Here is a 21,623-nt window from a genome sequence, read left to right on the forward strand (position 1 = left end):
TACGCAAATGAACAACGAAAAATATGAAAAAGGCCTGAAGATCCGCACCCAGGTGCTGGGCGAAGCCTACGTCAACCGCTCCATCGAAAATGCCGACGACTTCACCCGGCCATTGCAGGAAATGGTCACCGAGTATTGTTGGGGGCATGTCTGGGGTCGTGAGGGTTTGTCGCTCAAGGAGCGCAGCATGATCAACCTGGCGATGATCTCGGCCCTCAACCGGCCCCACGAACTCAAGCTGCATGTGCGCGGCGCCTTGCGTAACGGCCTGAGTCGTGAGCAAATACGCGAAATATTGCTTCAGGTCGGCATTTATTGCGGCGTCCCCGCTGCCGTAGACAGTTTCCGGCTCGCCCGTGAAGCCTTCGCCGAAGCCGATGCCGAGGCCTCCAGTTAACCCTTGGCTGTTTGATCCGAGCGAGCACATGGATTCCCGTAATCGAAGTGCTCCTTTTTGCATGGACAGCCACAATCAGAGCGGACCCCATGAAACGCCTGCCACTCGACGACAGCTTCAAGGTCAATCGCAACCCCGTTACCCTGCGCGAAATCGTGCTGGATAAACTGCGAAGCGCCATCATGAACTTCCAGCTCCTGCCGGGAGACCGTCTGGTCGAACGCGATCTGTGCGATCGCCTGGGCGTCAGCCGTACTTCCGTGCGCGAAGCCTTGCGTCACCTGGAATCCGAAGGCCTGGTGGAATTCGCCGACGCCAAGGGCCCGCGGGTCGCGATCATTACCCTGGCCGATGCCGTCGACATCTACGAGCTGCGCTGCGTACTCGAAGGGCTGATCGTGCAACTGTTCACCCTGCGCGCCAAGGCCAAGGACATCAAGGCCCTGGAAAAAGCCCTGGAAGAAAACCGCAAGGCACTGAGGGACGGCGAACTGCAACAGGTCATCGACTCGGTCCAGGGTTTCTACGATGTGTTGCTCGAAGGTTCGGGCAACCATGTCGCGGCCACTCAACTGCGCCAGTTACAGGCACGCATCAGCTACCTGCGCGCGACCTCGGTGTCCCAGGAAAACCGTCGCAGCGCCAGTAACCAGGAAATGGAACGCATGGTCGAAGCGATCAAGAGCGGTGACCCGCTGGCCGCCCACCAGGCGTGCGTCGACCACGTGCGTGCGGCCGCTGCCGTGGCCCTGGACTACCTCAAGCGCAAACAGGAAGAAACCGGCGCCACGCCGCAGATCACCCTGCCCATCGCGCTGAAAGAACCGCGCATAGGTCGCTGAAATGTTCAGCCCGAGCTTTTGCCCCAAGTGCGGCAGCGCAGACCTTGGCTCACAGTTGCCGCCGGGCGATACGCACGAGCGCCTGATGTGCCGCGGCTGCGGCTACATCCATTACGTCAATCCGAAGATCATTGCCGGTTGCATCATCGAGCAGGATGGCAAGTACCTGTTGTGTCAGCGCGCGATTCCTCCGCGCCCCGGCACCTGGACCCTGCCGGCGGGCTTCATGGAAAGCGGCGAGACCACCGAGCAGGCCGCGCTGCGGGAAGTCTGGGAAGAAAGCGGCGTGCGTGCGGAAATCGTCTCGCCCTATTCGATCTTCAGCGTGCCCAGGATCAGCGAGGTGTACATCATCTTCCGCGCCATCGCGCTGGAGATTACCGGGCAGTACGGCCCGGAAACCCTCGACTACAAGTTCTTCGCGCCTGAGGACATTCCCTGGGACAGCATCTACTACCCGGCGATCCGGCAGATCCTTGAGCGCTATATCGAGGAGCGTCAGGCTGGGGTGTATGGCATTTACATGGGCAATGACGACAGCGGGAAGATTCACTTTATTCGCTGACCTGTTTTCCAGGTGTGCATATCCATTTCTGCGGTCACGGCCGCTTGCGATTTCGCTTTCACGGCCGGACGCGCTCTCCTGTAGGAGCTGGCTTGCCAGCGAAGACGGCCTGACAGCCGGCCTGTCTTTTGTTGATTGAGTACATATCCGCTTCTGCAGGAATGGATATGTACACCTGCAAAAGTCGCGTCGACTGACAGACCTTCGCTGGCAAGCCAGCTCCTACAGGGTGATGTGGTGTTCGTTATGCCGGTGCCACGCCTTCGACGATGATGACCTCTGCCACGGCCACCCCTTCACGGTGCACCCTGGCCTCCTGATACAACGCCGAGTGATAGCAAGCCACCGCCTGCTCATAGGAATCAAACTCGATCACCACACTGCGTTGCGGCGTAGAGCGGCCTTCCATCGCCTCGCTACGCCCACCCCGCGCCAGAATCCGACCGCCATACAGGGCAAACGCCTGCGGCGCCCGCTGGGTGTATTGGCTGTATTGATCGGGGTCGGTGACATCCACGTGAGCAATCCAGTACGCCTTCATAGTGACCTCTCGGTTTATTTTGTATTATGGTATACCACATTACCAACCCAACAAATACCGAGACTCCAGCATGGCCTTCAACAGCATCGAAGAAATCATCGAAGATTACCGCCTCGGCAAAATGGTCCTGCTGGTGGACGATGAAGACCGGGAAAACGAAGGCGACCTGTTGCTGGCCGCCGATTGCTGCACACCCGAGGCGATCAGCTTCATGGCCCGTGAAGCCCGGGGCCTGATCTGCCTGACCCTGACCGACGAGCACTGCAAACGCCTGGGCCTGGAGCAGATGGTGCCGAGCAACGGCAGCGTATTCAGCACCGCCTTCACCGTGTCCATCGAGGCCGCCGTCGGGGTGACCACCGGCATCTCCGCTGCCGATCGTGCCTGCACCGTGGCCGCTGCCGTCGCTGCCCATGCCGGCCCCGCCGACATCGTGCAACCCGGCCATATCTTCCCGTTGCGCGCCCGGGAAGGCGGCGTGCTGACCCGTGCCGGCCATACCGAAGCCGGCTGCGACCTGGCCCGCCTGGCGGGCCATGCGCCCGCCTCGGTGATCGTCGAAGTGATGAACGACGACGGCACCATGGCTCGCCGTCCGGACCTGGAAGTGTTCGCGCGCAAGCACGGGATCAGGATCGGCACCATCGCCGACCTGATCCACTATCGCCTGAGCACCGAACACACCATCGTGCGCATCGGTGAACGTGACCTGCCGACCGTGCACGGCACCTTTCGTCTGATCACCTTTGAGGATCGCATCGAAGGCGGTGTCCACATGGCCATGGTCATGGGCGATTTGCGTCGCGATGAGCCGACGCTGGTGCGCGTGCATGTGATCGATCCGTTGCGCGACCTGGTCGGTGCCGAATACAGCGGGCCGACCAACTGGACGTTGTGGGCCGCCTTGCAGCGTGTCGCCGCCGAAGGCCACGGCGTGGTGGTGGTGCTGGCCAATCACGAATCCTCGCAAGCACTGCTCGAACGCGTACCGCAACTGACCCAGCCACCCCGACAGTTCAGCCGTTCGCAGTCGCGGATCTATTCTGAAGTGGGCACTGGAGCGCAGATCCTGCAGAACCTCGGTGTCGGCAAGCTGCGCCACCTTGGGCCGCCGCTGAAATATGCGGGGTTGACCGGGTATGACCTGGAGGTGGTGGAAAGTATTCCATTCACCGGCTGACCCACAGAGAAACCTGTAGGAGCTGGCTTGCCAGCGAAAGCGGTGTGTCAGTCGACTTCAACATTGGCTGAACGGCCGCTTTCGCTGGCAAGCCAGCTCCTACAAAGAGCATGAAATTCCACTTTCGGCTGATAGCCGGTACGGCAAAATGCTTGCACAAAGTTTGGAATACCATAATATGATATTCCATAGACCGGACAGTCAGCACTGACTCGACGGACTGATGCTCCCGATAGGCGGGCACTCGAAAGCCCCGCTCATAAACACAACAATGAGGGCGTGAAAATGGTGTTGAACAAACGTGCGACCGCGGTTCTTTTTGCGGGACTGCTGAGCGTGACCAGCCAGGCATTGCTGGCGGCTGAAAGCGTCAACTTCGTGAGTTGGGGCGGCAGCACCCAGGATGCGCAGAAGCAGGCCTGGGCCGACCCGTTCAGCAAGGCCAGCGGCATCACCGTGGTGCAGGATGGCCCGACCGACTACGGCAAACTCAAGGCCATGGTCGAAAGCGGCAACGTGCAGTGGGATGTGGTCGACGTCGAAGCCGACTTCGCCCTGCGCGCTGCCTCCGAAGGCTTGCTCGAACCCCTCGACTTCAAAGTCATTCAGCGCGACAAGATCGACCCGCGGTTTGTCTCGGATCACGGCGTCGGTTCGTTCTTCTTCTCCTTCGTTCTCGGCTACAACGAAGGCAAGCTCGGCGCCAGCAAACCCCAGGACTGGTCCGCGCTGTTCGACACCAAGACCTACCCCGGCAAACGCGCCCTCTACAAATGGCCAAGCCCTGGCGTGCTCGAACTGGCGCTGCTGGCCGACGGCGTGCCTGCCGACAAGCTCTACCCGCTGGACCTGGACCGCGCGTTCAAAAAGCTCGACACCATCAAGAAAGACATCGTCTGGTGGGGCGGCGGTGCGCAGTCGCAGCAGCTGCTGGCCTCCGGTGAAGCGAGCATGGGCCAGTTCTGGAACGGCCGGATTCACGCCCTGCAGGAAGACGGCGCTCCGGTTGGCGTAAGCTGGAAGCAGAACCTGGTCATGGCCGACATTCTGGTCATTCCCAAGGGTTCGAAAAACAAGGACGCGGCGATGAAGTTCCTGGCCAACGCCAGCAGTGCCAAAGGCCAGGCGGATTTCTCCAACCTGACCGCCTACGCCCCGGTCAACGTCGACAGCGTGCAGCGCCTGGACTCGGTGCTGGCCCCGAATCTGCCGACCGCTTACGCCAAGGATCAGATCACTCTTGATTTCGCGTACTGGGCCAAGAACGGTCCGGCCATCGCGACACGGTGGAACGAATGGCTGGTCAAATGAAAATGACGGCAACCGCATCCCGTCCATCCACGCCAGTCGGGAGCGCCCCTGGCGCTGCCGGCAAGGCGGTTGCAATGACGCAATCGCCGAGCCTGGCCCAGCGCTGGCGTGGATCGGGCAACCTGATCCCCGCCCTGCTGTTCCTCGGCCTGTTCTTCCTCGCGCCGTTGATTGGCCTGCTGTTGCGCGGCGTGCTGGAACCGGTGCCGGGCCTGGGCAACTACGAGCAACTGTTCGCCAACTCGGCCTATGCCCGGGTGTTGCTCAACACCTTCTCGGTGGCCGGTCTGGTGACGCTGTTCAGCCTGTTGTTGGGTTTCCCGCTGGCCTGGGCGATCACCCTGGTGCCCCGTGGCTGGGGCCGCTGGATCCTCAACATCGTGCTGTTGTCGATGTGGACCAGCCTGCTCGCCCGCACTTATTCCTGGCTGGTGTTGCTGCAAGCCTCCGGGGTGATCAACAAAGCGTTGATGGCCATGGGCATCATCGATCAACCGCTGGAGATGGTACACAACCTCACCGGCGTGGTGATCGGCATGAGCTACATCATGATCCCGTTCATCGTGCTGCCGTTGCAGGCGACCATGCAGGCCATCGACCCGATGATCCTGCAGGCAGGTTCCATCTGCGGCGCCAGCCCCTGGACCAACTTCTTCCGGGTGTTCCTGCCGCTGTGCCGGCCGGGGCTGTTCTCCGGTGGTTTGATGGTGTTCGTGATGTCCCTGGGTTACTACGTGACCCCGGCGCTGCTGGGTGGTGCGCAGAACATGATGCTGCCCGAGTTCATCATTCAGCAGGTGCAGTCGTTCCTCAACTGGGGTCTGGCCAGTGCCGGCGCCGCGTTGTTGATCGTGATCACGCTGGTGCTGTTCTACTTCTACCTGAAGCTCCAGCCGGAATCCCCGGTTGGCGCCAGCAACGCGAGGTAAGCCGTCATGCTCCTGACCCCCAATGCCATGAGCCGGCGCATGCGCTTCGGCCTGTATGCCACCACCGGGCTGATCGGGCTGTTCCTGCTGCTGCCGATCGTGTTCATCGTGCTGCTGTCGTTCGGCTCGTCGCAATGGCTGGTGTTTCCGCCACCGGGCTGGACGTTGAAATGGTACGGCCAGTTCTTCTCTAACGCCGACTGGATGAACGCCGCCATGGCCAGCCTGAAAGTCGCGGTGCTGACCACCTTCTTCGCCGTCGCCCTGGGTCTGCCCACCGCGTTCGCCCTGGTGCGTGGCCGCTTCCCCGGCCGGGAAATGCTCTATGGCCTGTTCACCCTGCCGATGATCGTGCCGCTGGTGATCATCGCCGTGGCGGTCTACGCGCTGTTCCTGAAACTGGGTTACACCGGGACCATGTTCGCGTTCGTGGTCAGCCACGTCATCGTCGCATTGCCGTTCACCATCATCTCGATCATCAACTCACTGAAGCTGTTCGATCAGTCGATCGAGGATGCGGCGGTGATCTGCGGTGCCTCGCGCCTGCAAGCGGTGTTCAAGGTGACCTTCCCGGCAATCCGTCCGGGCATGGTGGCCGGCGCCCTCTTCGCCTTTCTCGTCTCGTGGGATGAAGTGGTGCTGAGCGTGATGATGGCCAGCCCGACCCTGCAAACCCTTCCCGTGAAAATGTGGACCACCCTGCGCCAGGACCTGACGCCCGTGATCGCCGTCGCCTCGACGCTGCTGATCGGTCTCTCGGTGTTGGTCATGGTCATCGCCGCTGCCCTGCGTCGGCGCAACGAAATCAGCGCTTGAGCGCCAGGAGTACGACATGAGTGCAGTGATCAAAGATTCCGCGCAGCAAAATGACAAGCCTCTGGTCAGCCTGCGTAACCTGAACAAGCACTACGGCGACTTCGCCGCCGTGGACAACATCTCGCTGGACATCAAGGACGGTGAATTCCTCACCTTCCTCGGCTCCAGCGGCTCGGGCAAAAGCACCACGCTGTCGATGCTCGCCGGCTTCGAAACCCCGAGCAGCGGCGAGATCCTGGTCAACGGCCAGTCGCTGGTCAACGTGCCGCCGCACAAACGCGACATCGGCATGGTGTTCCAGCGTTATTCGCTGTTCCCGCACCTGTCCGTGCGCGACAACATTGCGTTCCCGTTGGCCATTCGCAAACTGGCTGCCGCCGAACGCGAGCGCCGGGTCGATGCGATGCTCAAGCTGGTGCAGCTTGAGCAATTTGCCCATCGCCGCCCTTCGCAACTCTCCGGTGGCCAGCAGCAACGCGTCGCCATCGCCCGGGCGCTGGTCTATGAGCCACGCATCCTGCTGATGGACGAACCCCTCGGTGCGCTGGACAAGAAACTGCGTGAAGACTTGCAGGATGAACTGCGCCAGCTGCATCGGCGCCTGGGCATCACCATCGTCTACGTGACCCACGACCAGGAAGAAGCCATGCGCCTGTCCCAGCGCATCGCGATCTTTAGCCACGGCAAGATCGTTGGCCTGGGCAGCGGTTATGACCTGTACCAGAATCCGCCGAACGCCTTTGTCGCCTCGTTCCTCGGCAACTCGAACTTCCTCAAGCTCAAGGCCCAGGGCAATGCGGTGGCGACCTTCGAAGACCAGGCGCTGTCGATCCGCCTCACCGCCGGCCTGCAAACCGATCAGGACGTGCTGCTGATGGTGCGTCCGGAAAAAGCCCTGGCCCTGAGCACTGAACAAGCCCTTGCCGAACCGCTGGCCGCCGGCTGGAACGAAGTCTCGGCCAAGGTTGTGGAAGTGCTGTTTCTCGGCGAAAGCCAGACTTGCAGCGTGGTCACCGCGGGCGGCACCTCGATGACGGTCAAGGCACTGTCCGCCGCCGGCATGCCGCTCAAGGCCGGCGACCCGGTGCGGGTGCGCTGGGCCACTGCCGACGCCTGCGTCTACACCGAATGGGCCGAAAGCGACCTGAACAAGGCCGCCGGCGCTCACTGATCCATTGGCCTGCGCGCGCAGGCCACTATAATGAGTCACCCTCGGGCCACCACAACGTCGGGTTGTGGTGGCCTTTTTTCTGTCGCCTGTAAGATAAATTGGACAACGGATTCCTATAATCCCGGTTTAATGCTAAATAGTGCTCAGTATTTTTAACACCCGACCCTGTCGTGCCACACAGTGCAACGAGAATAACGATATGAAAGTCCATTTCGAGAAAACTGAAGTGTTTGGGACCCTCCACCTGCAATTGGCGGTGGCAGCATGATCGAGGTCACCGAAGTTTCCATTGCCGAGCTGCGCGCCGCGCTCGAATCCGGCCAGACCACCTCGGTTGAGCTGGTCCAGGCCTATCACGCGCGGATCGACGCCTATGACGGCCCCGAAACGCCAACGGCGCTGAATGCGGTCGTGGTGCGCAACCCCGAAGCGCTCGCCGAAGCCCGGGCGTCCGACGCCCGTCGCGCCAAGGGCCAGACGCTGGGCCCGCTGGACGGCATCCCTTACACCGCCAAGGACAGCTATCTGGTCAAGGGCCTCACCGCCGCATCCGGCAGCCCGGCCTTCAAGGACCTGGTTGCCTATCGCGACGCGTTCACCATCGAGCGCCTGCGCGCTGGCGGAGCGATCTGCCTGGGCAAGACCAACATGCCGCCGATGGCCAACGGCGGGATGCAGCGCGGCGTCTACGGCCGTGCCGAGAGCCCGTACAACGCTGACTACCTCACCGCCCCATTCGCCTCCGGCTCATCGAACGGCGCGGGTACCGCCACTGCCGCGAGTTTCGCGGCCTTCGGCCTGGCGGAAGAAACCTGGTCGAGCGGCCGTGGACCGGCCTCGAACAATGGCTTGTGCGCCTACACCCCTTCGCGCGGGGTGATCTCGGTGCGCGGCAACTGGCCGTTGACCCCGACCATGGACGTGGTCGTGCCGTTTGCCCGGACCATGGCCGACCTGCTCGAAGTGCTCGACGTGGTGGTGGCCGACGACCCGGACACCCGTGGCGATCTGTGGCGCCTGCAACCCTGGGTGCCGATCCCGAGTTCGTCCCTGGTGCGCCCCACATCCTACGCGGCGCTGGCCGCCAACAGCGAGGCGCTCAAAGGCAAGAAGTTCGGCATCCCACGCATGTACATCAACGCCGACCCTGAAGCGGGCACCAGCGAAGCGCCGGGCATCGGTGGCCCGACCGGCCAACGCATCCACACCCGTCCTTCGGTGATCGGCCTCTGGGAACAGGCACGCAAGGCCCTCGAAGACGCGGGTGCCGAAGTGATCGACGTGGATTTCCCGCTGGTTTCCAATTGCGAGGGCGATCGTCCTGGTGCGCCGACCGTGTTCAATCGCGGCATCGTCTCCAAGGAATTTTTACACCATGAACTGTGGGACCTGACCGCCTGGGCGTTCGATGATTTCCTGCAGGCCAACGGCGACCCGAAACTCAACCGCCTGGTCGATGTCGACGGTCCGCAGATCTTCCCTCACGATCCGGGCACCTTGCCCAACCGCGAGGGCGACCTGGCCGCCGGCATGGACGAATACGTGCGCATGGCCGAACGCGGCATCACCCCGTGGGACCAGATCAGCACGGTACCGGACGGCCTGCGCGGGCTGGAAAAGACCCGCAAGATCGATCTGGAAGACTGGATGGATCGCCTGGGCCTGGATGCGGTGCTATTCCCGACCGTCGCCGACGTGGGCCCGGCGAATGCCGATGTCGATCCGCAATCGGCGGACATCGCCTGGAGCAACGGCGTATGGGTCGCCAACGGCAACCTCGCCATCCGCCACCTCGGCGTGCCGACGGTCACCGTGCCGATGGGCGTGATGCCGGACATCGGCATGCCGGTCGGCCTGACGTTTGCCGGGCGCGCGTATGACGACTCGTCGCTGCTGCACCTGGCATCGGCGTTCGAATCGACCGGGAACAAACGCATGATCCCGCCGCGCACCCCGCCATTGGCGGCTGAAAAGCGCTGACCCGTAAAACCGTGGCGGCTCACTCGAGCCGCCACGGCTGGTCAATCAGGGATCTACCTGGGCCATCAGTTCCGGAATCGATTCCGGCCGCTTGGCATAACGCTGCGCCAGCACCGCACAGACCATCAGTTGAATCTGGTGGAACAACATCAACGGCAGGATCAGCACGCCAATGGTGCTGCCGGCAAACAACACCTGGGCCATCGGCACGCCGGTCGCCAGGCTTTTCTTCGAGCCGCAAAACAGAATGGTGATGCGGTCTTCCCGGTTGAAACCGAAGGCTTTGCCGAGCACCGTCGATGCCAGCAACACCAGCCCCAGAACGATGCAGCAGACCACCGCCAGCCCGACCAGATCCAGCATTGGAATCTGCTGCCAGAGCCCCTCGATCACCGCCTCGCTGAACGCGCCGTAGACCACCAGCAGGATCGAGCCCTGATCGACGAACTTCAACCAACTCTTGTTGCGCGCCACCCAGTTGCCGATCCAGCGCCGCGCGATTTGCCCGGCAATGAACGGCAGCAGCAACTGCACGCTGATCTTGAGGATGGCGTCCAGGGTCGAGGAGCCTTCGCCGTGCACATTGAGCAGCAGGGTCACCAGCAATGGCGTGAGGAAAATCCCGAACAGGCTGGACGCTGCCGCGCTGCAAATCGCCGCCGGGATATTGCCCCGTGCCAGCGAAGTAAAGGCAATCGCCGATTGCACCGTGGCGGGCAGCGCACACAGGTAAAGCATGCCCATGTACAGGTCGTTGCCGATCAGTGGCGACAACAGCGGCTTGAGCGCCAGGCCGAGCAACGGGAACAGCACGAAGGTCAGGCTGAACACCAGCAAATGCAGGCGCCAGTGCCCGGCACCGGCAAGGATCGATTCACGAGACAGCTTGGCGCCATGCAGGAAAAACAGCAGCGCGATGGCGATATTGGTCAACCAGCCAAAACCGATCGCGACCTGGCCGCTGGCGGGCAGCAGGCTGGCGAGCGTCACTACGCCGATCAGGGTCAGGGTGAAGTTGTCGGGTAACAGACGGGGGCGAGTCATGGGGATTGATCATCCAGGGGTTGCCAGTACGTGGAAGCGACTCTAACGTGACTGGGTATTACCGACTAACGCCGATGAGCCAGCAGATGCCGCCTAAAGGACATGACAAAAGTATCCGGCGCAGTATTCCCGGGCTGTCCAGCCTGCCACGACCGCTCTACGGCCGTACCGAATCGCTGCCCGATCGCGCCCTGACCCGGCGCCACAGCCACCCGTGGGTGCAGCTGTCCTATGCGATCGCGGGCGTGCTCGAAATACAGACCGGCGTCGGGCGCTTCGTGGCCCCGCCGGAGCGAGCGGTGTGGATTCCGGCGGGCATGCCGCACCGGGTGTTCAGCTCGCCGCGCACGGAAATGCGCAGCCTGTACATCGATTGCAGCGTCTCGGCATGGGCGCCGCCGGGCTGTCATGTGTTGGGGGTCAGTGACTTGTTGCGTGAGTTGATCCGTGCCTTCAGCCAGATTCCTGTGGAATACGATCAGAACGGCCCGCATGGACGGTTGGCCCAGGTGATTCTGGATCAATTGGCTGAGGCGCCACAGATCGATTTGATGCTGCCCCTGCCCCAGGACAGCCGATTGCGGCAGATCGCTCAAAGCCTGGAGTCGCACCCGGAGCAACAGACCACGCTCAGTCACTGGAGCGACAAATTCGGCGTTACCGAAAAAACCCTCAGTCGCCTGTTCCTGCGCGACACGGGCCTGACGTTTCGCGCCTGGCGTCAGCGCTTGCGCCTGCTCGGCGCCCTGACGCCACTGGAACAGGGCGAACGAGTGACCGACGTCGCGCTGGCCTGCGGCTACGACTCGACGTCGGCGTTTATCGCGGCCTTCCGCCAGCAGTTCGGCGAAACACCGGGGGAATTTTTTCGCTGAGACTTGCACCGTACATCTCTGTTGCCTGTCAGCCCGCCATCGCGAGCAAGCTCGCTCCCACAGTTTTTTGTGTCGAGCACAGGTTTTGTGTACACCCATCCCCCTGTGGGAGCGAGCTTGCTCGCGATGGCGGTGGATCAGTCGACACCTGTACCGACTGACACTTCGCATTCGCGAGCAAGCTCGCTCCTACAGGGATCTCACAAAAACATCCCGGGGTTACTGATCGGACTTGATGCTGGTCCACACCCGCGTACGCACCCGCTCGAGCTTCTGCGGCAACGGCTGCACGACGTACAGCGTCTTCAATGCCTCGCTGGTCGGTGTCAGGTTCGGGTTGCCGGTGATGTCTTTATTGATCAGCGCCAGCGAGTCCTTGTTCGCATTCGGGTAACCGAGGAAGTCGCTGATCGGCGCGATGACTTTCGGGTCCAGCAGGTTGTTGAGGAATTCGTGAGCCTCGGCGACGTTCTTCGCGCTTTTCGGGATGGCGAAGGTGTCGAACCAGATCGGCGCGCCTTCTTTCGGCAGGCGCCAGTCGACGACCACGCCGTTGCCCGCCTCTTTGGCGCGATTGCCGAATTGATAGAAGCTGCCGGAGTAACCGATGGCCACGCAGATATCGCCGTTGGCGATGTCGGTCATGTACTTGGCGGAGTTGAAGTAGGTGACGTAAGGGCGGACCTTGAGCATCAGCGCCTTGGCTTTTTCGTAGTCATCCGGATTCTGGCTGTTCGGGTCCAGCCCCAGGTAATGCAGGGCCAGCGGCAGAATCTCCGACGGCGAGTCGAGCATGGCGACGCCACAGGCCTTGAGCTTTTCCATGTTCTCGGGCTTGAACACCAGGTCCCAGCTGTCCACCGGCGCATTTTCGCCCAGCGCCGCCTTGACCTTGGCCGGGTTGAAGCCGATCAGCACGGTGCCGTACATGTAGGGCACGCCGTACTGGTTGCCGGGGTCGTTTTTGTCCAGCAGCTTGAGCAGTGCCGGATCCTGGTGCGACCAGTTCGGCAGCCTGGACTTGTCGAGTTTCTGGAACACGCCCGCCTTGATCTGGGTTTCGATGAACTGGTTCGATGGCACCACCAGGTCGTAGCCCGAGTTGCCGGTCAGCAGCTTGGCTTCCAGGGACTCGTTGGTGTCGAAGGTGTCCCAGGTCACCTTGATCCCGGTGTCCCTGGCAAAGTCCTTGGGCACGGACGGCAGGATGTAGTCCGCCCAGTTGTACACCCGCAATTCCTGCTGTTCGGCGTGCACCGCGCTGGCCAGCAGCGACAGTCCGCAAACGGTGGCGCCCAGTAGGCGTTTCATTGAGTCCATGGATCATTTCCCCAAGTGTGGCGTGAGTTCGATGGTTTTTATGTTCTGAACACGGCAGCGGCCTTGAAAATAGCCAAGGGCAAGGAAGTGAAGCTTATGGTTGTGATTTGACCTTGGGCTGCCGACTCGGCAACCCGCGTCTGATTCTTGCTGACGACGTGACCGGTTCACAGCGTGAGGCAGGCCAAAAGGAGATCGATGCGGCCAAAATACGTGTCCACTTTGATCGGTGCAGTGAGGCAATCAGTCCCCGGTAAGTCCAGACTGCCGATGCCTGCGCAGCCTGTTTACTGCCTATTACGCATTACACCAATAACAAGATCGCGAGGCTTCGATGAATGGCTTGTGAAACGCTTGAAGCATTTCGACAGGCTATTATCAAACGCAGTGAAAGTAGTTTTCGTGGGGGGGATAAGGCTTGTCGCGCTGGGGGTATGGACGATCACTGTTTTTGCATATCGGTGCGGCGGATTTTCATCAGATTGACATCGTTGGCAGTGTTCGGTGGCTGCCTGTGTCCCGACAAGAGCAATGACCCATGAACGATCAAATCGATCTGTACGGCGCGAACACCGGCAACAGTCTGCGGGCCGCGATTGCCCTGGAAGAATCCGGCATCGCCTACACCGCACGCAGGCTCGACCTGTATGCGAAGGAACACCATGGCCCGGCCTTCCTGGCGCTGAACCCGGCCGGGAAAGTCCCGACCCTGATCGACCACGGGACCACGCCGGCGCTGGTCATCAATCAGTCCAACGCCATCATCCAGTACGCCGATGCCAAGGCACCGGGACGGCTGGCACCGGCGCAGCCCGGACCTGAGCGTATCCGGGTGATTGACCGCTATTTCTTTTTCGTGACCGATGTCATCGCCCCCAGCCATGCCGCGTTTTTTCTGCACCAGGCGGGGCAGGACAAAGCGGCGGCGATGATCGATCTGCGGGTGATCGAGCAACTGACCTACGCGGAAAGTTTTTTGACGGACGAATTCATGGCCGGAGCGCAGTTCTCCATGGCCGACATTTCGGCATTCACCATCGCCACAGCGTTCCGTGATCGACTGGAATGGAAAGAGCTGGCGCAACTTGCACGCTGGTTCGATACCGTCGAAGCCAGGCCGGCGGTACAACGCGGCCTGAATGCGTTCAAGCAAACCTGAGCGGTCAGCGAAAACAAAAATGCCCGGCGACGTGCCGGGCATTTTTCGGACGAACACCAAACGATTTTGCCTCAGTCGGTGTAACCGAATTTCACCGAACCGCTTTCCTGCGCCTGGCTTCGCGTAGCGAGGCAGTAATACAACGGACACGTCACCACCAGCCCTACCAGCCACGACAGGTCCGCGCCGTCGACCAGATTGGCGTAAGGTCCGACATACAACGACGTGTTGGCAAATGGCAGCTGCACGATGATGCCGATGAAGTAAGCGATGATCGCGTGCAGGTTGAATCGACCGTAGACGCCGCCGTCAGCGCGGAAGATCGAAGCGATGTCATAGCGACGACGCTTGATCAGGTAGAAGTCGATCAGGTTGATCGAGGCCCACGGCACCAGCACCAGCAACAGCGCGAGAATCAGGCCGATGAACTGCGAAATGAAGTTCGCCGAAGCGCCCAGCGCCACCACGCAGCAACCCGCCAGCACGATGCCCGACAACACCACGCGCACCTTGATGCTGGGCGTCCACTGGCTGGCGAAGGTCTGGATCGAAGTGATGATCGACAGCACCGCGCCATACAGATTCAAGGCGTTGTGGCTGATGATGTTGAGCAGGAACAACACCATCAGGATTGGCCCCAGCCAACCGGTGGACTGCTTGACCGCCGCCATCGCCTCGGTGCCTTCCGGGGTTGCCAGTACCGCCACGGCGCCGAAGGTGAACGACAGGATCGTGCCCAGCGTCGCCCCCAGGTAGGTGGCGAAGAACGGCCGGGCGATGCCGATGTCCGCCGGCAGGTAACGCGAGTAGTCCGACACGTACGGCGAGAAGCTGATTTGCCAGATGATGCCCAGTGAGACCGTGGCCAGCCAGCCGGACAGGTTGAAGCCGCCGCGGGTGAAGAAGTCCGCCGGCAAGTCATGGGCAAAGATGTAGAGGAAGCCGGCGAGCAACGCGCTGCCCATCACCCAGGTGCCGATGCGGTTGAGGGTATGGATGAAGCGATAACCGATCACCCCGATGGCCGTGGCACTGAGGGCACCGATGAGAATGCTGGCCGACACCGGAACCGATGGCGCAATGCCGACTATCGATTTGCCTGCCAGCACGATGTTGGAAATGAAGAAGCCGATGTAGATCAGCGCCGCGAAGAACACGATCAGCAGCGCGCCATAGCGGCCGAACTGACCACGGCTCTGCACCATCTGCGGAATGCCCATGCACGGCCCCTGGGCCGACGCCAGCGCAATCACCACGCCACCGACCATGTGCCCGAGGGCAATCGCCAGCAAGCCCCAGAACAGGTTGAGGTGAAACACCTGGACCACCATGGCGCCGGTGACGATGGGCAGTGGCGCAATGTTGGTGCTGAACCACAGGGTGAAAAGATCGCGGGCCTTCCCGTGGCGCTCTGCGAGTGGAACATAGTCGACCGTGTGGTTCTCGATCAACGGATCTTGCCGGGACATCTGGGACATGTGCATGAACTCGAGTTTGTCTGTTCTTATCTTTGTATGAAGCCAAACCGGGGGGACTCTCTGGCCGCCCCTCAGATGCGAACCATATTATGGTATTCCAAACTTTAAACAAGACTGATCCGGTCTTTGAACAAGCATCTGAGCCGCCATCCTGTCCGATTCACACCAGCACTGGCTAGCTGAAAGCCCAGTAATCATTGGGTTTCCGACGAAAGCCTTACGTTTATCGGTTCACCCAAAAAGACCTTGCAATCGATGTATTACGGTATACCATCAGACCTATAAACACATAAAAACGCGTCACACCATCCGAGGACCGTCCAATGATCGATGCCGCCATCTACAAACAAGTCATGGGTTCGTTCCCGTCCGGAGTGACCGTGATCACCACCCTGGACGACGACGGGCAAATCGTCGGCCTGACCGCCAGCGCCTTCAGCTCGCTGTCGATGGACCCGGCCCTGGTGCTGTTCTGCCCCAACTACAGTTCCGATTCCTACCCGGTACTGATCAAGAACAAACGTTTTGCCATCCACGTGCTGTCCGGCGGCCAGCAGAACGAAGCCTATGCTTTCGCGCGCAAAGGCAAGGACAAGGCCCAGGGGATCGAGTGGACGCTGAGTCAGCTGGGCAACCCGATTCTGGCCAACGCCACGGCGGTCATCGAATGTGAGCTGTGGCGCGAATATGAAGGCGGTGACCACGCGATCATGGTCGGCGCCGTGAAAAACCTGATCGTGCCCCGGCAGAGCAGCGGGCCGCTGGTGTATTGCCACGGCAAGATGGGCGCCCTGCCCGTTCTGGCCTGATCTTTTGCCCCTCATCACGTATTATGGTATACCAACAATCAACAGGCCCGCGATCGACCGGCCGACAACAATAGATCCGAGGTAAGCGTCATGAAGTTTTCCCTGTTCGTACACATGGAACGTTGGGACGAAAGCGTCAGCCACCGCCAGTTGTTCGAAGACCTGACCGAACTGACCCTGATGGCCGAAGCCGGTGGTTTCAGCACCGTATGGATCGGCGAACACCACTCCATGGAATACACCATCTCGCCAAGCCCGATGCCGCTGCTGGCTTACCTGGCGGGCAAGACCACCACCATTCACCTCGGTGCCGGCACCATCATTGCGCCGTTCTGGCATCCGCTGCGGGTGGCCGGTGAATGCGCGTTGCTCGACGTGATCAGCAACGGGCGCATGGAAGTCGGTCTGGCCCGTGGTGCCTACCAGATCGAATTCGATCGCATGGCCGGCGGCATGCCGGCGTCCTCCGGCGGTCAGGCGCTACGGGAGATGGTTCCGGTGGTGCGTGCCCTGTGGCAAGGCGATTACGCCCATGACGGCGACATCTGGAAATTCCCGACCTCCACCAGCGTGCCCAAGCCGATCCAGCAGCCGAACCCGCCGATGTGGATCGCCGCCCGCGATCCGGACTCGCACAACTTCGCCGTGGCCAACGGCTGCAACGTCATGGTCACGCCGCTGATGAAAGGCGACGAAGAAGTCCTCGACCTGAAGAACAAATTCCAGGCCGCGCTGGACAACAACCCTGGCGTGCCGCGCCCGCAACTGATGGTGCTGCGACATACCCACGTGCACACCGCTGACGATCCAGAGGGCTGGCAAGTCGGGGCCAAGGCAATTTCGAAGTTCTACCGCACCTTCGATGCCTGGTTCGGCAACAAGACCACCCCGGTCAACGGTTTCCTGGCGCCGAGCCCGGAAGAGAAATTCGCCGGTCGCCCCGAGTTCGAACTCGAGAGCCTGCACAAGACCGCCATGATCGGCACCCCGGAAGAAATCATTCCGCGCATCAAGTACTACCAGGAATTGGGGGTCGACGAGTTCAGCTTCTGGTGCGATAACAGCCTGCCCCACGCGGAAAAGAAAAAATCCCTGGAGCTGTTCATCAAGCATGTGGTGCCAGCGTTCCGCTGATTGTGCCGCCCTGCGACATCAACTGTAGGAGCGAGCTTGCTCGCGATGGACGCCAACGATAACGCGCGCCATCTGAATGACCGCGTTGTTCCGAAGTTTTTCGCGAGCGAGCTCGCTCCTACAGGGGTCGATTCCAATGATGACTGGTCGTCTCCCATCACTCGCCCTTCCCTGCGGCGCCGCGCGGGCTTACCTGCGCGGTGAATGGACCGCATCGCACCTGCATTTCAAGCGCCTGCGCGCCAGCGTTTCGGCCAAGCAGAACGGCTTCTGGCAAATAGTTCATTGAGTCCACCCGAACAGCCAATCACGCACCTCGCGTCCCGCCATGGCATGGCGCGTACGGTGCATCGTGTTTCGCCTTGATCAGGTTTGCCCAATGAACAATAACAACGCGCTGTTGATCATCGACATGCAGCAGGAGGACGGCTTCGTCCTGGAAAACCTCGACCCGGTGGTCGCCCATACCGCCGCCCTGCTCGATACCGCCCGCCATCAGCGGATACCTGTCATCTATACCCGCCACATCAATCAGGCCAACGGCAGTGACCTGCCCCACGGCGAACCCCTGGCCGCCGACGGAGGCCCCGGCAGCTACCGCGCCGGCACCCGGCAAGTGGAAATCATCGAATCGCTGGCGCCGCAGCCCGGCGAATTGATCATCGACAAGGGGCGTTACAGTGCCTTTCACCGCACCGACCTCAATGCCCGACTCAAGGCAATGGAGGTCGACACGCTGATCGTCTGCGGCGTGCTGACCGACGTCTGCGTGCTCACCAGTGTCTTCGATGCCTTCGCCCTGGGTTATCGCGTGCGCCTGGTCAGCGATGCCTGCACCACGACCACTTGGGCCGGGCACTACTCGGCCCTGCTGATCATGGTCAACTGGGTCTACGCGCTGGAAATCCTCACCGCGACCGAGTGCCAGCGCGCCCTGCAACAACTCGATTACGTCAGCCTGATCCCCGAGCGTCCGGACCTGTTTGCCCACCAGCCCCATGAGCTGCCAAGCACCATCGCCCGTCTGCAATCCCGTCTCGTCCGGACTCAGGAGTGATCGCCATGCAAGTCGAAAAAAGAAGCATCGATTTCATCCCCGAAACCGAACGCCACGGCAAGCCGGGTGCGCTGTTCCATATCTGGTTCGGCGCCAACATGAACATCACCACCATCGCCTCCGGCGTACTGCCGGTGGTGATGGGGCTCAACCTGTTCTGGAGTGCGCTGGCGATCATCATCGGCTCGTTGCTGGGGGCGATTTTCATGGCCTCCCACTCGGCCCAGGGACCGAAGCTGGGCATTCCGCAAATGATCCAGAGCCGGGCGCAATTCGGTGTGTTGGGGGCGGTGTTGCCGCTGCTGTTCGTGATGCTGATCTACCTGGGCTTCTTCGTCAGCAACACCTTGCTCGCGGCCCAGGCGCTGGAGTCGGTCAGCCCACTGCCGACGTCCGGCAATATCTACCTGATCGGCGCGTTGTGCTTCGTCGTCGCGCTCTATGGCTATCGGTTGATTCACCGCCTGCAGAAGCTGCTGTCGATTCTGTCGCTGCTGGTGTTCGCCGCCGCCACGGTACTCGCCTTGCAGTTGCCGATCCCGGCCGAACAATGGCTGCCAACCGGCTTCTCGTTGTCGAAGTTCCTGGTGGCGGTGAGCATTGCCGTGACCTGGCAACTGTCCTACGCGCCTTACGTCGCCGACTACTCGCGCTACCTGCCGAGCAACACGCCGAGCGCCCAGGTGTTCTGGTACAGCTACGCCGGCACGGTCAGCGGCGGTGCGTGGATGATGATTCTCGGGGCGATCCTGAGCGTCGGCATCGGCGACTTTTCCAGCAACGTCGGTGGGCATGTCGCCGGTCTGTTCGGCACTGGCGCGGTGCTGCTGTTCGCCTTCATCGTCTACGGCCAGGTGTCGATCAACGTGTTCAATCTGTACGGCGCGTTCATGTCGACCATTACCGTGATCGAGCCTTTTGCCCGGCTCAAGGTGACGCCACAGGTACGCGGAGTGTTCATGCTGCTGATCAGCCTGCTGGCCACGGCCCTGTGCACCATCAGTCAGGACGACTTCATCAACTTCTTCCTCAACTTCATCTTCTTCATGAGCTACTTCCTGATCCCGTGGACGGCGATCAATCTGGTGGACTACTACTGCCTGCGCAAAGGCCAGTACCGGATTGACGACATCTTCGACCTGAACGGGATCTACGGGCGCATCAACCGGATTGCCTGCGGCAGCTTCCTGCTGGCGATTGCCCTGGAAATTCCGTTCATGAACACCACGCTGTATGCCGGCCCGGTGGCCACGGCGCTGGACGGGGTGGACCTGGCGTGGATCGTCGGGTTGCTGGTGCCGGCGTTGAGTTATTACTGGCTGATGAGTCGCTCCGCCCGCGTGTCAGTACCAGGGCCCGCCTGACACCGAAACACCTGTAGGAGCTGGCTTGCCAGCGAAAGCGGCTTGTCTGACACACCGCGTCGTCCGGTTCGCCAGCAAGCCGGCTCCTACAGCCTTCGCCCCCGCCTACGGAATTTCAGGCAAAAAAAATCCCAGGCAGCTGATGGACGCCCGGGATTTAAAAATGCATAAACCGTGGTGGTGAACGCGGCGCGGATATTACGGAATATTTCCGCCTGTAACAAGATATTTTTATTCACTATCCAGTTACTAATCCTTCTAACCCCTTCAATATCCACATATTTTTTAAGGACGACTAGAGAAACCAGCGATACTCCCGCGCACTGATGTCATGCAGAAATGCCAGATGATCCTGACGCTTGTTTTCGCAATAGACGTCCACAAACTCCGCCCCCAAGCCTTCGCGCAGTGGTGAATGACTTTGCATGGACTGCACCGCTTCGAGCATTTCCAACGGAAAATCGATGCCACTGCTACGGTCTTCGTTGAGTGGTGCAATCGGCTCGTGCTCCCCTTCCAGGCCTTGCTCCAGGCCCACCAGAATCGCTGCCAACGCCAGATACGGGTTGGCATCGGCGCCCGCCAGGCGATGTTCGATGCGCAGGTTCTTGATGTCCGACTCCGGTATGCGCAAGCACGCATCGCGATCCTCGAAGCCCCAACTGGCGCGGGACGCGACGTTCACCGTGGCGCTCAAGCGGCGCATGGCATTGTGGTTCGGGGCAAAGATCGGCATGCAGTGCGGCAATACTTCCAGGCAACCGGCCACCGCATGACGTAGCGCTCGCTGGCCGTTCGCTGCCAGCAGGTTATTGCCGGCCTGATCATACAGGCTGACATGCACGTGCATGCCGCTACCGGGGTGCTGCAGGTAGGGTTTGGCCATGAAGCTGGCGCGATAGTTGTGCTTGAGCGCCACGCCCCGGGTGCTGCGGCAGAACAGTGCGGCCCAGTCAGCGGCGCGCAGGCCGTCATCGCAATGGCCGAAGTTGATTTCGAACTGGCCCGGGCCGAGTTCGGCGGTGATCACCGTGGCATCGATGCCCTGGGCTCGCGCGGTCTCGACCATGTCATCGAGCACCGGGGCAAAGCGCGACAAGCGCTCGATGTGCATGTTCGGTTGATCATCGGCATCGCCGGTCAGCTCATCACGGGGGAACTGCGGCAAGCCGTCCTTCAAGCGGCTGTCGAACAGGTAAAACTCCAGCTCGAAGGCCACCACCGGGAAAATGCCCTTGCGCTTGAGTCGGTCCAGCACCCGCGCCAGCACTTCACGGGGTTCGAATTCGATGGGTTTTTCCGTACCGTCGGAGGTGATCAGCATCTGGCCCAAGGGCTGCTTTTCCCAGGTCACCCGCTTCAAGGTACCGGGCACCAAACGGCGCAGCGCATCCGGGTCACCATCGCTGAAGCAGTAATCGCCGATCTTGAACAGCCCGCCCTGGGTGCCGAGCAGTACGCAGTTCTGTGGCAGCTTCAGTGCGCTGCCGGCAGCGACTTTTTCCAGCATCTCGATCGGGTAGCGCTTGCCGTAGAAATGCCCCGGAATGTCCAGGGAGATCAGGTCGACGTATCGCACTTCGGGGTTGCAGTGGCGGAAGTTGCGAACCTCGGCCAGCAGATCAGAGCACACAGCATCCATCGATATATT

The 21,623-nt window shown here is 61.1% G+C and carries 21 protein-coding genes; 16 read left to right on the forward strand and 5 right to left on the reverse strand.

Going from position 1 to position 21,623, the window contains the following annotated elements:
• The first annotated feature begins 7 nt into the window (after positions 1-7).
• The 3 genes from KGA81_RS11185 (at position 8) to KGA81_RS11195 (ending at position 1,804) form a co-directional block, all read left to right on the forward strand.
• Entirely contained in the window at positions 8-397 is a 390-nt protein-coding gene (locus tag KGA81_RS11185) for a carboxymuconolactone decarboxylase family protein (protein ID WP_007991919.1), read from the forward strand.
• An 89-nt stretch (positions 398-486) separates the two neighbouring features.
• Positions 487-1,239 (forward strand): GntR family transcriptional regulator, encoded by a 753-nt coding sequence (locus tag KGA81_RS11190; RefSeq protein WP_223545858.1) that lies wholly within the window; start codon positions 487-489, stop codon positions 1,237-1,239.
• Between the two features lies 1 nt (position 1,240).
• A complete protein-coding gene (locus tag KGA81_RS11195) occupies positions 1,241-1,804 on the forward strand; it encodes an NUDIX hydrolase (RefSeq protein ID WP_223545859.1) in 564 nt (187 codons plus the stop codon).
• Positions 1,805-2,048: 244 nt separating this feature from the next.
• On the opposite strand, the gene KGA81_RS11200 is transcribed toward KGA81_RS11195, so the two are convergent.
• Positions 2,049-2,345 (reverse strand): DUF1330 domain-containing protein, encoded by a 297-nt coding sequence (locus KGA81_RS11200; protein WP_223545860.1) that lies wholly within the window; start codon positions 2,343-2,345, stop codon positions 2,049-2,051.
• A gap of 70 nt (positions 2,346-2,415) precedes the next feature.
• Here KGA81_RS11200 and ribBA point away from each other — a divergent pair, with 70 nt between their 5' ends.
• From ribBA to KGA81_RS11230, 6 genes are all read left to right on the forward strand, one after another.
• Complete coding sequence (ribBA, locus tag KGA81_RS11205) at positions 2,416-3,525, forward strand: bifunctional 3,4-dihydroxy-2-butanone-4-phosphate synthase/GTP cyclohydrolase II (protein WP_223545861.1); 1,110 nt, start codon at positions 2,416-2,418, stop codon at positions 3,523-3,525.
• Positions 3,526-3,810: 285 nt separating this feature from the next.
• Positions 3,811-4,836: an ABC transporter substrate-binding protein gene (locus KGA81_RS11210; protein ID WP_223463130.1), complete on the forward strand. Its 1,026-nt coding sequence runs from the start codon at positions 3,811-3,813 to the stop codon at positions 4,834-4,836.
• Positions 4,833-5,765 (forward strand): ABC transporter permease, encoded by a 933-nt coding sequence (locus KGA81_RS11215; protein ID WP_223545862.1) that lies wholly within the window; start codon positions 4,833-4,835, stop codon positions 5,763-5,765. The genes KGA81_RS11210 and KGA81_RS11215 overlap by 4 nt, the downstream gene beginning before the upstream one ends.
• A gap of 6 nt (positions 5,766-5,771) precedes the next feature.
• Complete coding sequence (locus KGA81_RS11220; RefSeq protein ID WP_007976227.1) at positions 5,772-6,581, forward strand: ABC transporter permease; 810 nt, start codon at positions 5,772-5,774, stop codon at positions 6,579-6,581.
• 16 nt (positions 6,582-6,597) lie between these two features.
• Positions 6,598-7,752 carry an ABC transporter ATP-binding protein gene (locus KGA81_RS11225; protein ID WP_223545863.1) on the forward strand — a complete coding sequence of 385 codons (1,155 nt, stop codon included), beginning with the start codon at positions 6,598-6,600 and terminating at the stop codon, positions 7,750-7,752.
• A gap of 264 nt (positions 7,753-8,016) precedes the next feature.
• A complete protein-coding gene (locus tag KGA81_RS11230; protein WP_223545864.1) occupies positions 8,017-9,732 on the forward strand; it encodes an amidase in 1,716 nt (571 codons plus the stop codon).
• Between the two features lie 45 nt (positions 9,733-9,777).
• Here the strand turns inward: KGA81_RS11230 and KGA81_RS11235 are convergent, their stop codons facing one another.
• Positions 9,778-10,776, reverse strand: a complete 999-nt coding sequence (locus tag KGA81_RS11235; protein WP_223545865.1) for a bile acid:sodium symporter family protein — start codon at positions 10,774-10,776, stop codon at positions 9,778-9,780.
• Between the two features lie 86 nt (positions 10,777-10,862).
• Between KGA81_RS11235 and KGA81_RS11240 the strand changes: the two genes are divergently transcribed.
• A complete protein-coding gene (locus KGA81_RS11240; RefSeq protein ID WP_223545866.1) occupies positions 10,863-11,651 on the forward strand; it encodes an AraC family transcriptional regulator in 789 nt (262 codons plus the stop codon).
• Between the two features lie 219 nt (positions 11,652-11,870).
• Here the strand turns inward: KGA81_RS11240 and KGA81_RS11245 are convergent, their stop codons facing one another.
• The gene (locus KGA81_RS11245) at positions 11,871-12,971 is read right to left on the reverse strand and encodes a polyamine ABC transporter substrate-binding protein (RefSeq protein ID WP_223545867.1); all 1,101 of its coding nucleotides are present in this window, start codon (positions 12,969-12,971) and stop codon (positions 11,871-11,873) included.
• Between the two features lie 538 nt (positions 12,972-13,509).
• Here KGA81_RS11245 and KGA81_RS11250 point away from each other — a divergent pair.
• Positions 13,510-14,130: a glutathione S-transferase family protein gene (locus tag KGA81_RS11250; protein WP_223545868.1), complete on the forward strand. Its 621-nt coding sequence runs from the start codon at positions 13,510-13,512 to the stop codon at positions 14,128-14,130.
• Positions 14,131-14,201: 71 nt separating this feature from the next.
• Here the strand turns inward: KGA81_RS11250 and KGA81_RS11255 are convergent, their stop codons facing one another.
• Positions 14,202-15,608 (reverse strand): purine-cytosine permease family protein, encoded by a 1,407-nt coding sequence (locus KGA81_RS11255; RefSeq protein WP_223545869.1) that lies wholly within the window; start codon positions 15,606-15,608, stop codon positions 14,202-14,204.
• Positions 15,609-15,931: 323 nt separating this feature from the next.
• Between KGA81_RS11255 and KGA81_RS11260 the strand changes: the two genes are divergently transcribed.
• From KGA81_RS11260 to KGA81_RS11280, 5 genes are all read left to right on the forward strand, one after another.
• Positions 15,932-16,417 carry a flavin reductase family protein gene (locus KGA81_RS11260; protein WP_223545870.1) on the forward strand — a complete coding sequence of 162 codons (486 nt, stop codon included), beginning with the start codon at positions 15,932-15,934 and terminating at the stop codon, positions 16,415-16,417.
• A 90-nt stretch (positions 16,418-16,507) separates the two neighbouring features.
• Positions 16,508-17,551, forward strand: coding sequence for an LLM class flavin-dependent oxidoreductase (locus tag KGA81_RS11265; RefSeq protein WP_223545871.1), 1,044 nt, complete (start codon positions 16,508-16,510; stop codon positions 17,549-17,551).
• A 139-nt stretch (positions 17,552-17,690) separates the two neighbouring features.
• A complete protein-coding gene (locus tag KGA81_RS11270) occupies positions 17,691-17,840 on the forward strand; it encodes a hypothetical protein (RefSeq protein ID WP_165798752.1) in 150 nt (49 codons plus the stop codon).
• 90 nt (positions 17,841-17,930) lie between these two features.
• Positions 17,931-18,608 (forward strand): cysteine hydrolase family protein, encoded by a 678-nt coding sequence (locus KGA81_RS11275; protein WP_223545872.1) that lies wholly within the window; start codon positions 17,931-17,933, stop codon positions 18,606-18,608.
• Positions 18,609-18,613: 5 nt separating this feature from the next.
• On the forward strand, positions 18,614-19,972 hold the full coding sequence (locus KGA81_RS11280) for a purine-cytosine permease family protein (protein WP_223545873.1): 1,359 nt from the start codon (positions 18,614-18,616) through the stop codon (positions 19,970-19,972).
• A gap of 295 nt (positions 19,973-20,267) precedes the next feature.
• On the opposite strand, the gene KGA81_RS11285 is transcribed toward KGA81_RS11280, so the two are convergent.
• On the reverse strand, positions 20,268-21,614 hold the full coding sequence (locus KGA81_RS11285) for a glutamine synthetase family protein (protein WP_223545874.1): 1,347 nt from the start codon (positions 21,612-21,614) through the stop codon (positions 20,268-20,270).
• Positions 21,615-21,623: the final 9 nt, after the last annotated feature.

The organism is Pseudomonas sp. A-B-19, assembly GCF_019947515.1.
Taxonomy (GTDB): Bacteria; Pseudomonadota; Gammaproteobacteria; order Pseudomonadales; family Pseudomonadaceae; genus Aquipseudomonas.

What these genes read in the sequence shown, in the direction of transcription:
- KGA81_RS11210 (WP_223463130.1), top strand. Translation starts at nt 3,811, where the DNA reads ATGGTGTTGAACAAACGTGCGACCGCGGTTCTTTTTGCGGGACTGCTG.
- KGA81_RS11285 (WP_223545874.1), bottom strand. Translation starts at nt 21,614, where the DNA reads ATGGATGCTGTGTGCTCTGATCTGCTGGCCGAGGTTCGCAACTTCCGC.
- KGA81_RS11280 (WP_223545873.1), top strand. Translation starts at nt 18,614, where the DNA reads ATGCAAGTCGAAAAAAGAAGCATCGATTTCATCCCCGAAACCGAACGC.
- KGA81_RS11225 (WP_223545863.1), top strand. Translation starts at nt 6,598, where the DNA reads ATGAGTGCAGTGATCAAAGATTCCGCGCAGCAAAATGACAAGCCTCTG.
- KGA81_RS11265 (WP_223545871.1), top strand. Translation starts at nt 16,508, where the DNA reads ATGAAGTTTTCCCTGTTCGTACACATGGAACGTTGGGACGAAAGCGTC.
- KGA81_RS11200 (WP_223545860.1), bottom strand. Translation starts at nt 2,345, where the DNA reads ATGAAGGCGTACTGGATTGCTCACGTGGATGTCACCGACCCCGATCAA.
- KGA81_RS11235 (WP_223545865.1), bottom strand. Translation starts at nt 10,776, where the DNA reads ATGACTCGCCCCCGTCTGTTACCCGACAACTTCACCCTGACCCTGATC.
- ribBA (WP_223545861.1), top strand. Translation starts at nt 2,416, where the DNA reads ATGGCCTTCAACAGCATCGAAGAAATCATCGAAGATTACCGCCTCGGC.
- KGA81_RS11230 (WP_223545864.1), top strand. Translation starts at nt 8,017, where the DNA reads ATGATCGAGGTCACCGAAGTTTCCATTGCCGAGCTGCGCGCCGCGCTC.
- KGA81_RS11245 (WP_223545867.1), bottom strand. Translation starts at nt 12,971, where the DNA reads ATGGACTCAATGAAACGCCTACTGGGCGCCACCGTTTGCGGACTGTCG.
- KGA81_RS11260 (WP_223545870.1), top strand. Translation starts at nt 15,932, where the DNA reads ATGATCGATGCCGCCATCTACAAACAAGTCATGGGTTCGTTCCCGTCC.
- KGA81_RS11240 (WP_223545866.1), top strand. Translation starts at nt 10,863, where the DNA reads ATGCCGCCTAAAGGACATGACAAAAGTATCCGGCGCAGTATTCCCGGG.
- KGA81_RS11185 (WP_007991919.1), top strand. Translation starts at nt 8, where the DNA reads ATGAACAACGAAAAATATGAAAAAGGCCTGAAGATCCGCACCCAGGTG.
- KGA81_RS11195 (WP_223545859.1), top strand. Translation starts at nt 1,241, where the DNA reads ATGTTCAGCCCGAGCTTTTGCCCCAAGTGCGGCAGCGCAGACCTTGGC.
- KGA81_RS11275 (WP_223545872.1), top strand. Translation starts at nt 17,931, where the DNA reads ATGAACAATAACAACGCGCTGTTGATCATCGACATGCAGCAGGAGGAC.
- KGA81_RS11215 (WP_223545862.1), top strand. Translation starts at nt 4,833, where the DNA reads ATGAAAATGACGGCAACCGCATCCCGTCCATCCACGCCAGTCGGGAGC.
- KGA81_RS11270 (WP_165798752.1), top strand. Translation starts at nt 17,691, where the DNA reads ATGACTGGTCGTCTCCCATCACTCGCCCTTCCCTGCGGCGCCGCGCGG.
- KGA81_RS11220 (WP_007976227.1), top strand. Translation starts at nt 5,772, where the DNA reads ATGCTCCTGACCCCCAATGCCATGAGCCGGCGCATGCGCTTCGGCCTG.
- KGA81_RS11255 (WP_223545869.1), bottom strand. Translation starts at nt 15,608, where the DNA reads ATGTCCCAGATGTCCCGGCAAGATCCGTTGATCGAGAACCACACGGTC.
- KGA81_RS11250 (WP_223545868.1), top strand. Translation starts at nt 13,510, where the DNA reads ATGAACGATCAAATCGATCTGTACGGCGCGAACACCGGCAACAGTCTG.
- KGA81_RS11190 (WP_223545858.1), top strand. Translation starts at nt 487, where the DNA reads ATGAAACGCCTGCCACTCGACGACAGCTTCAAGGTCAATCGCAACCCC.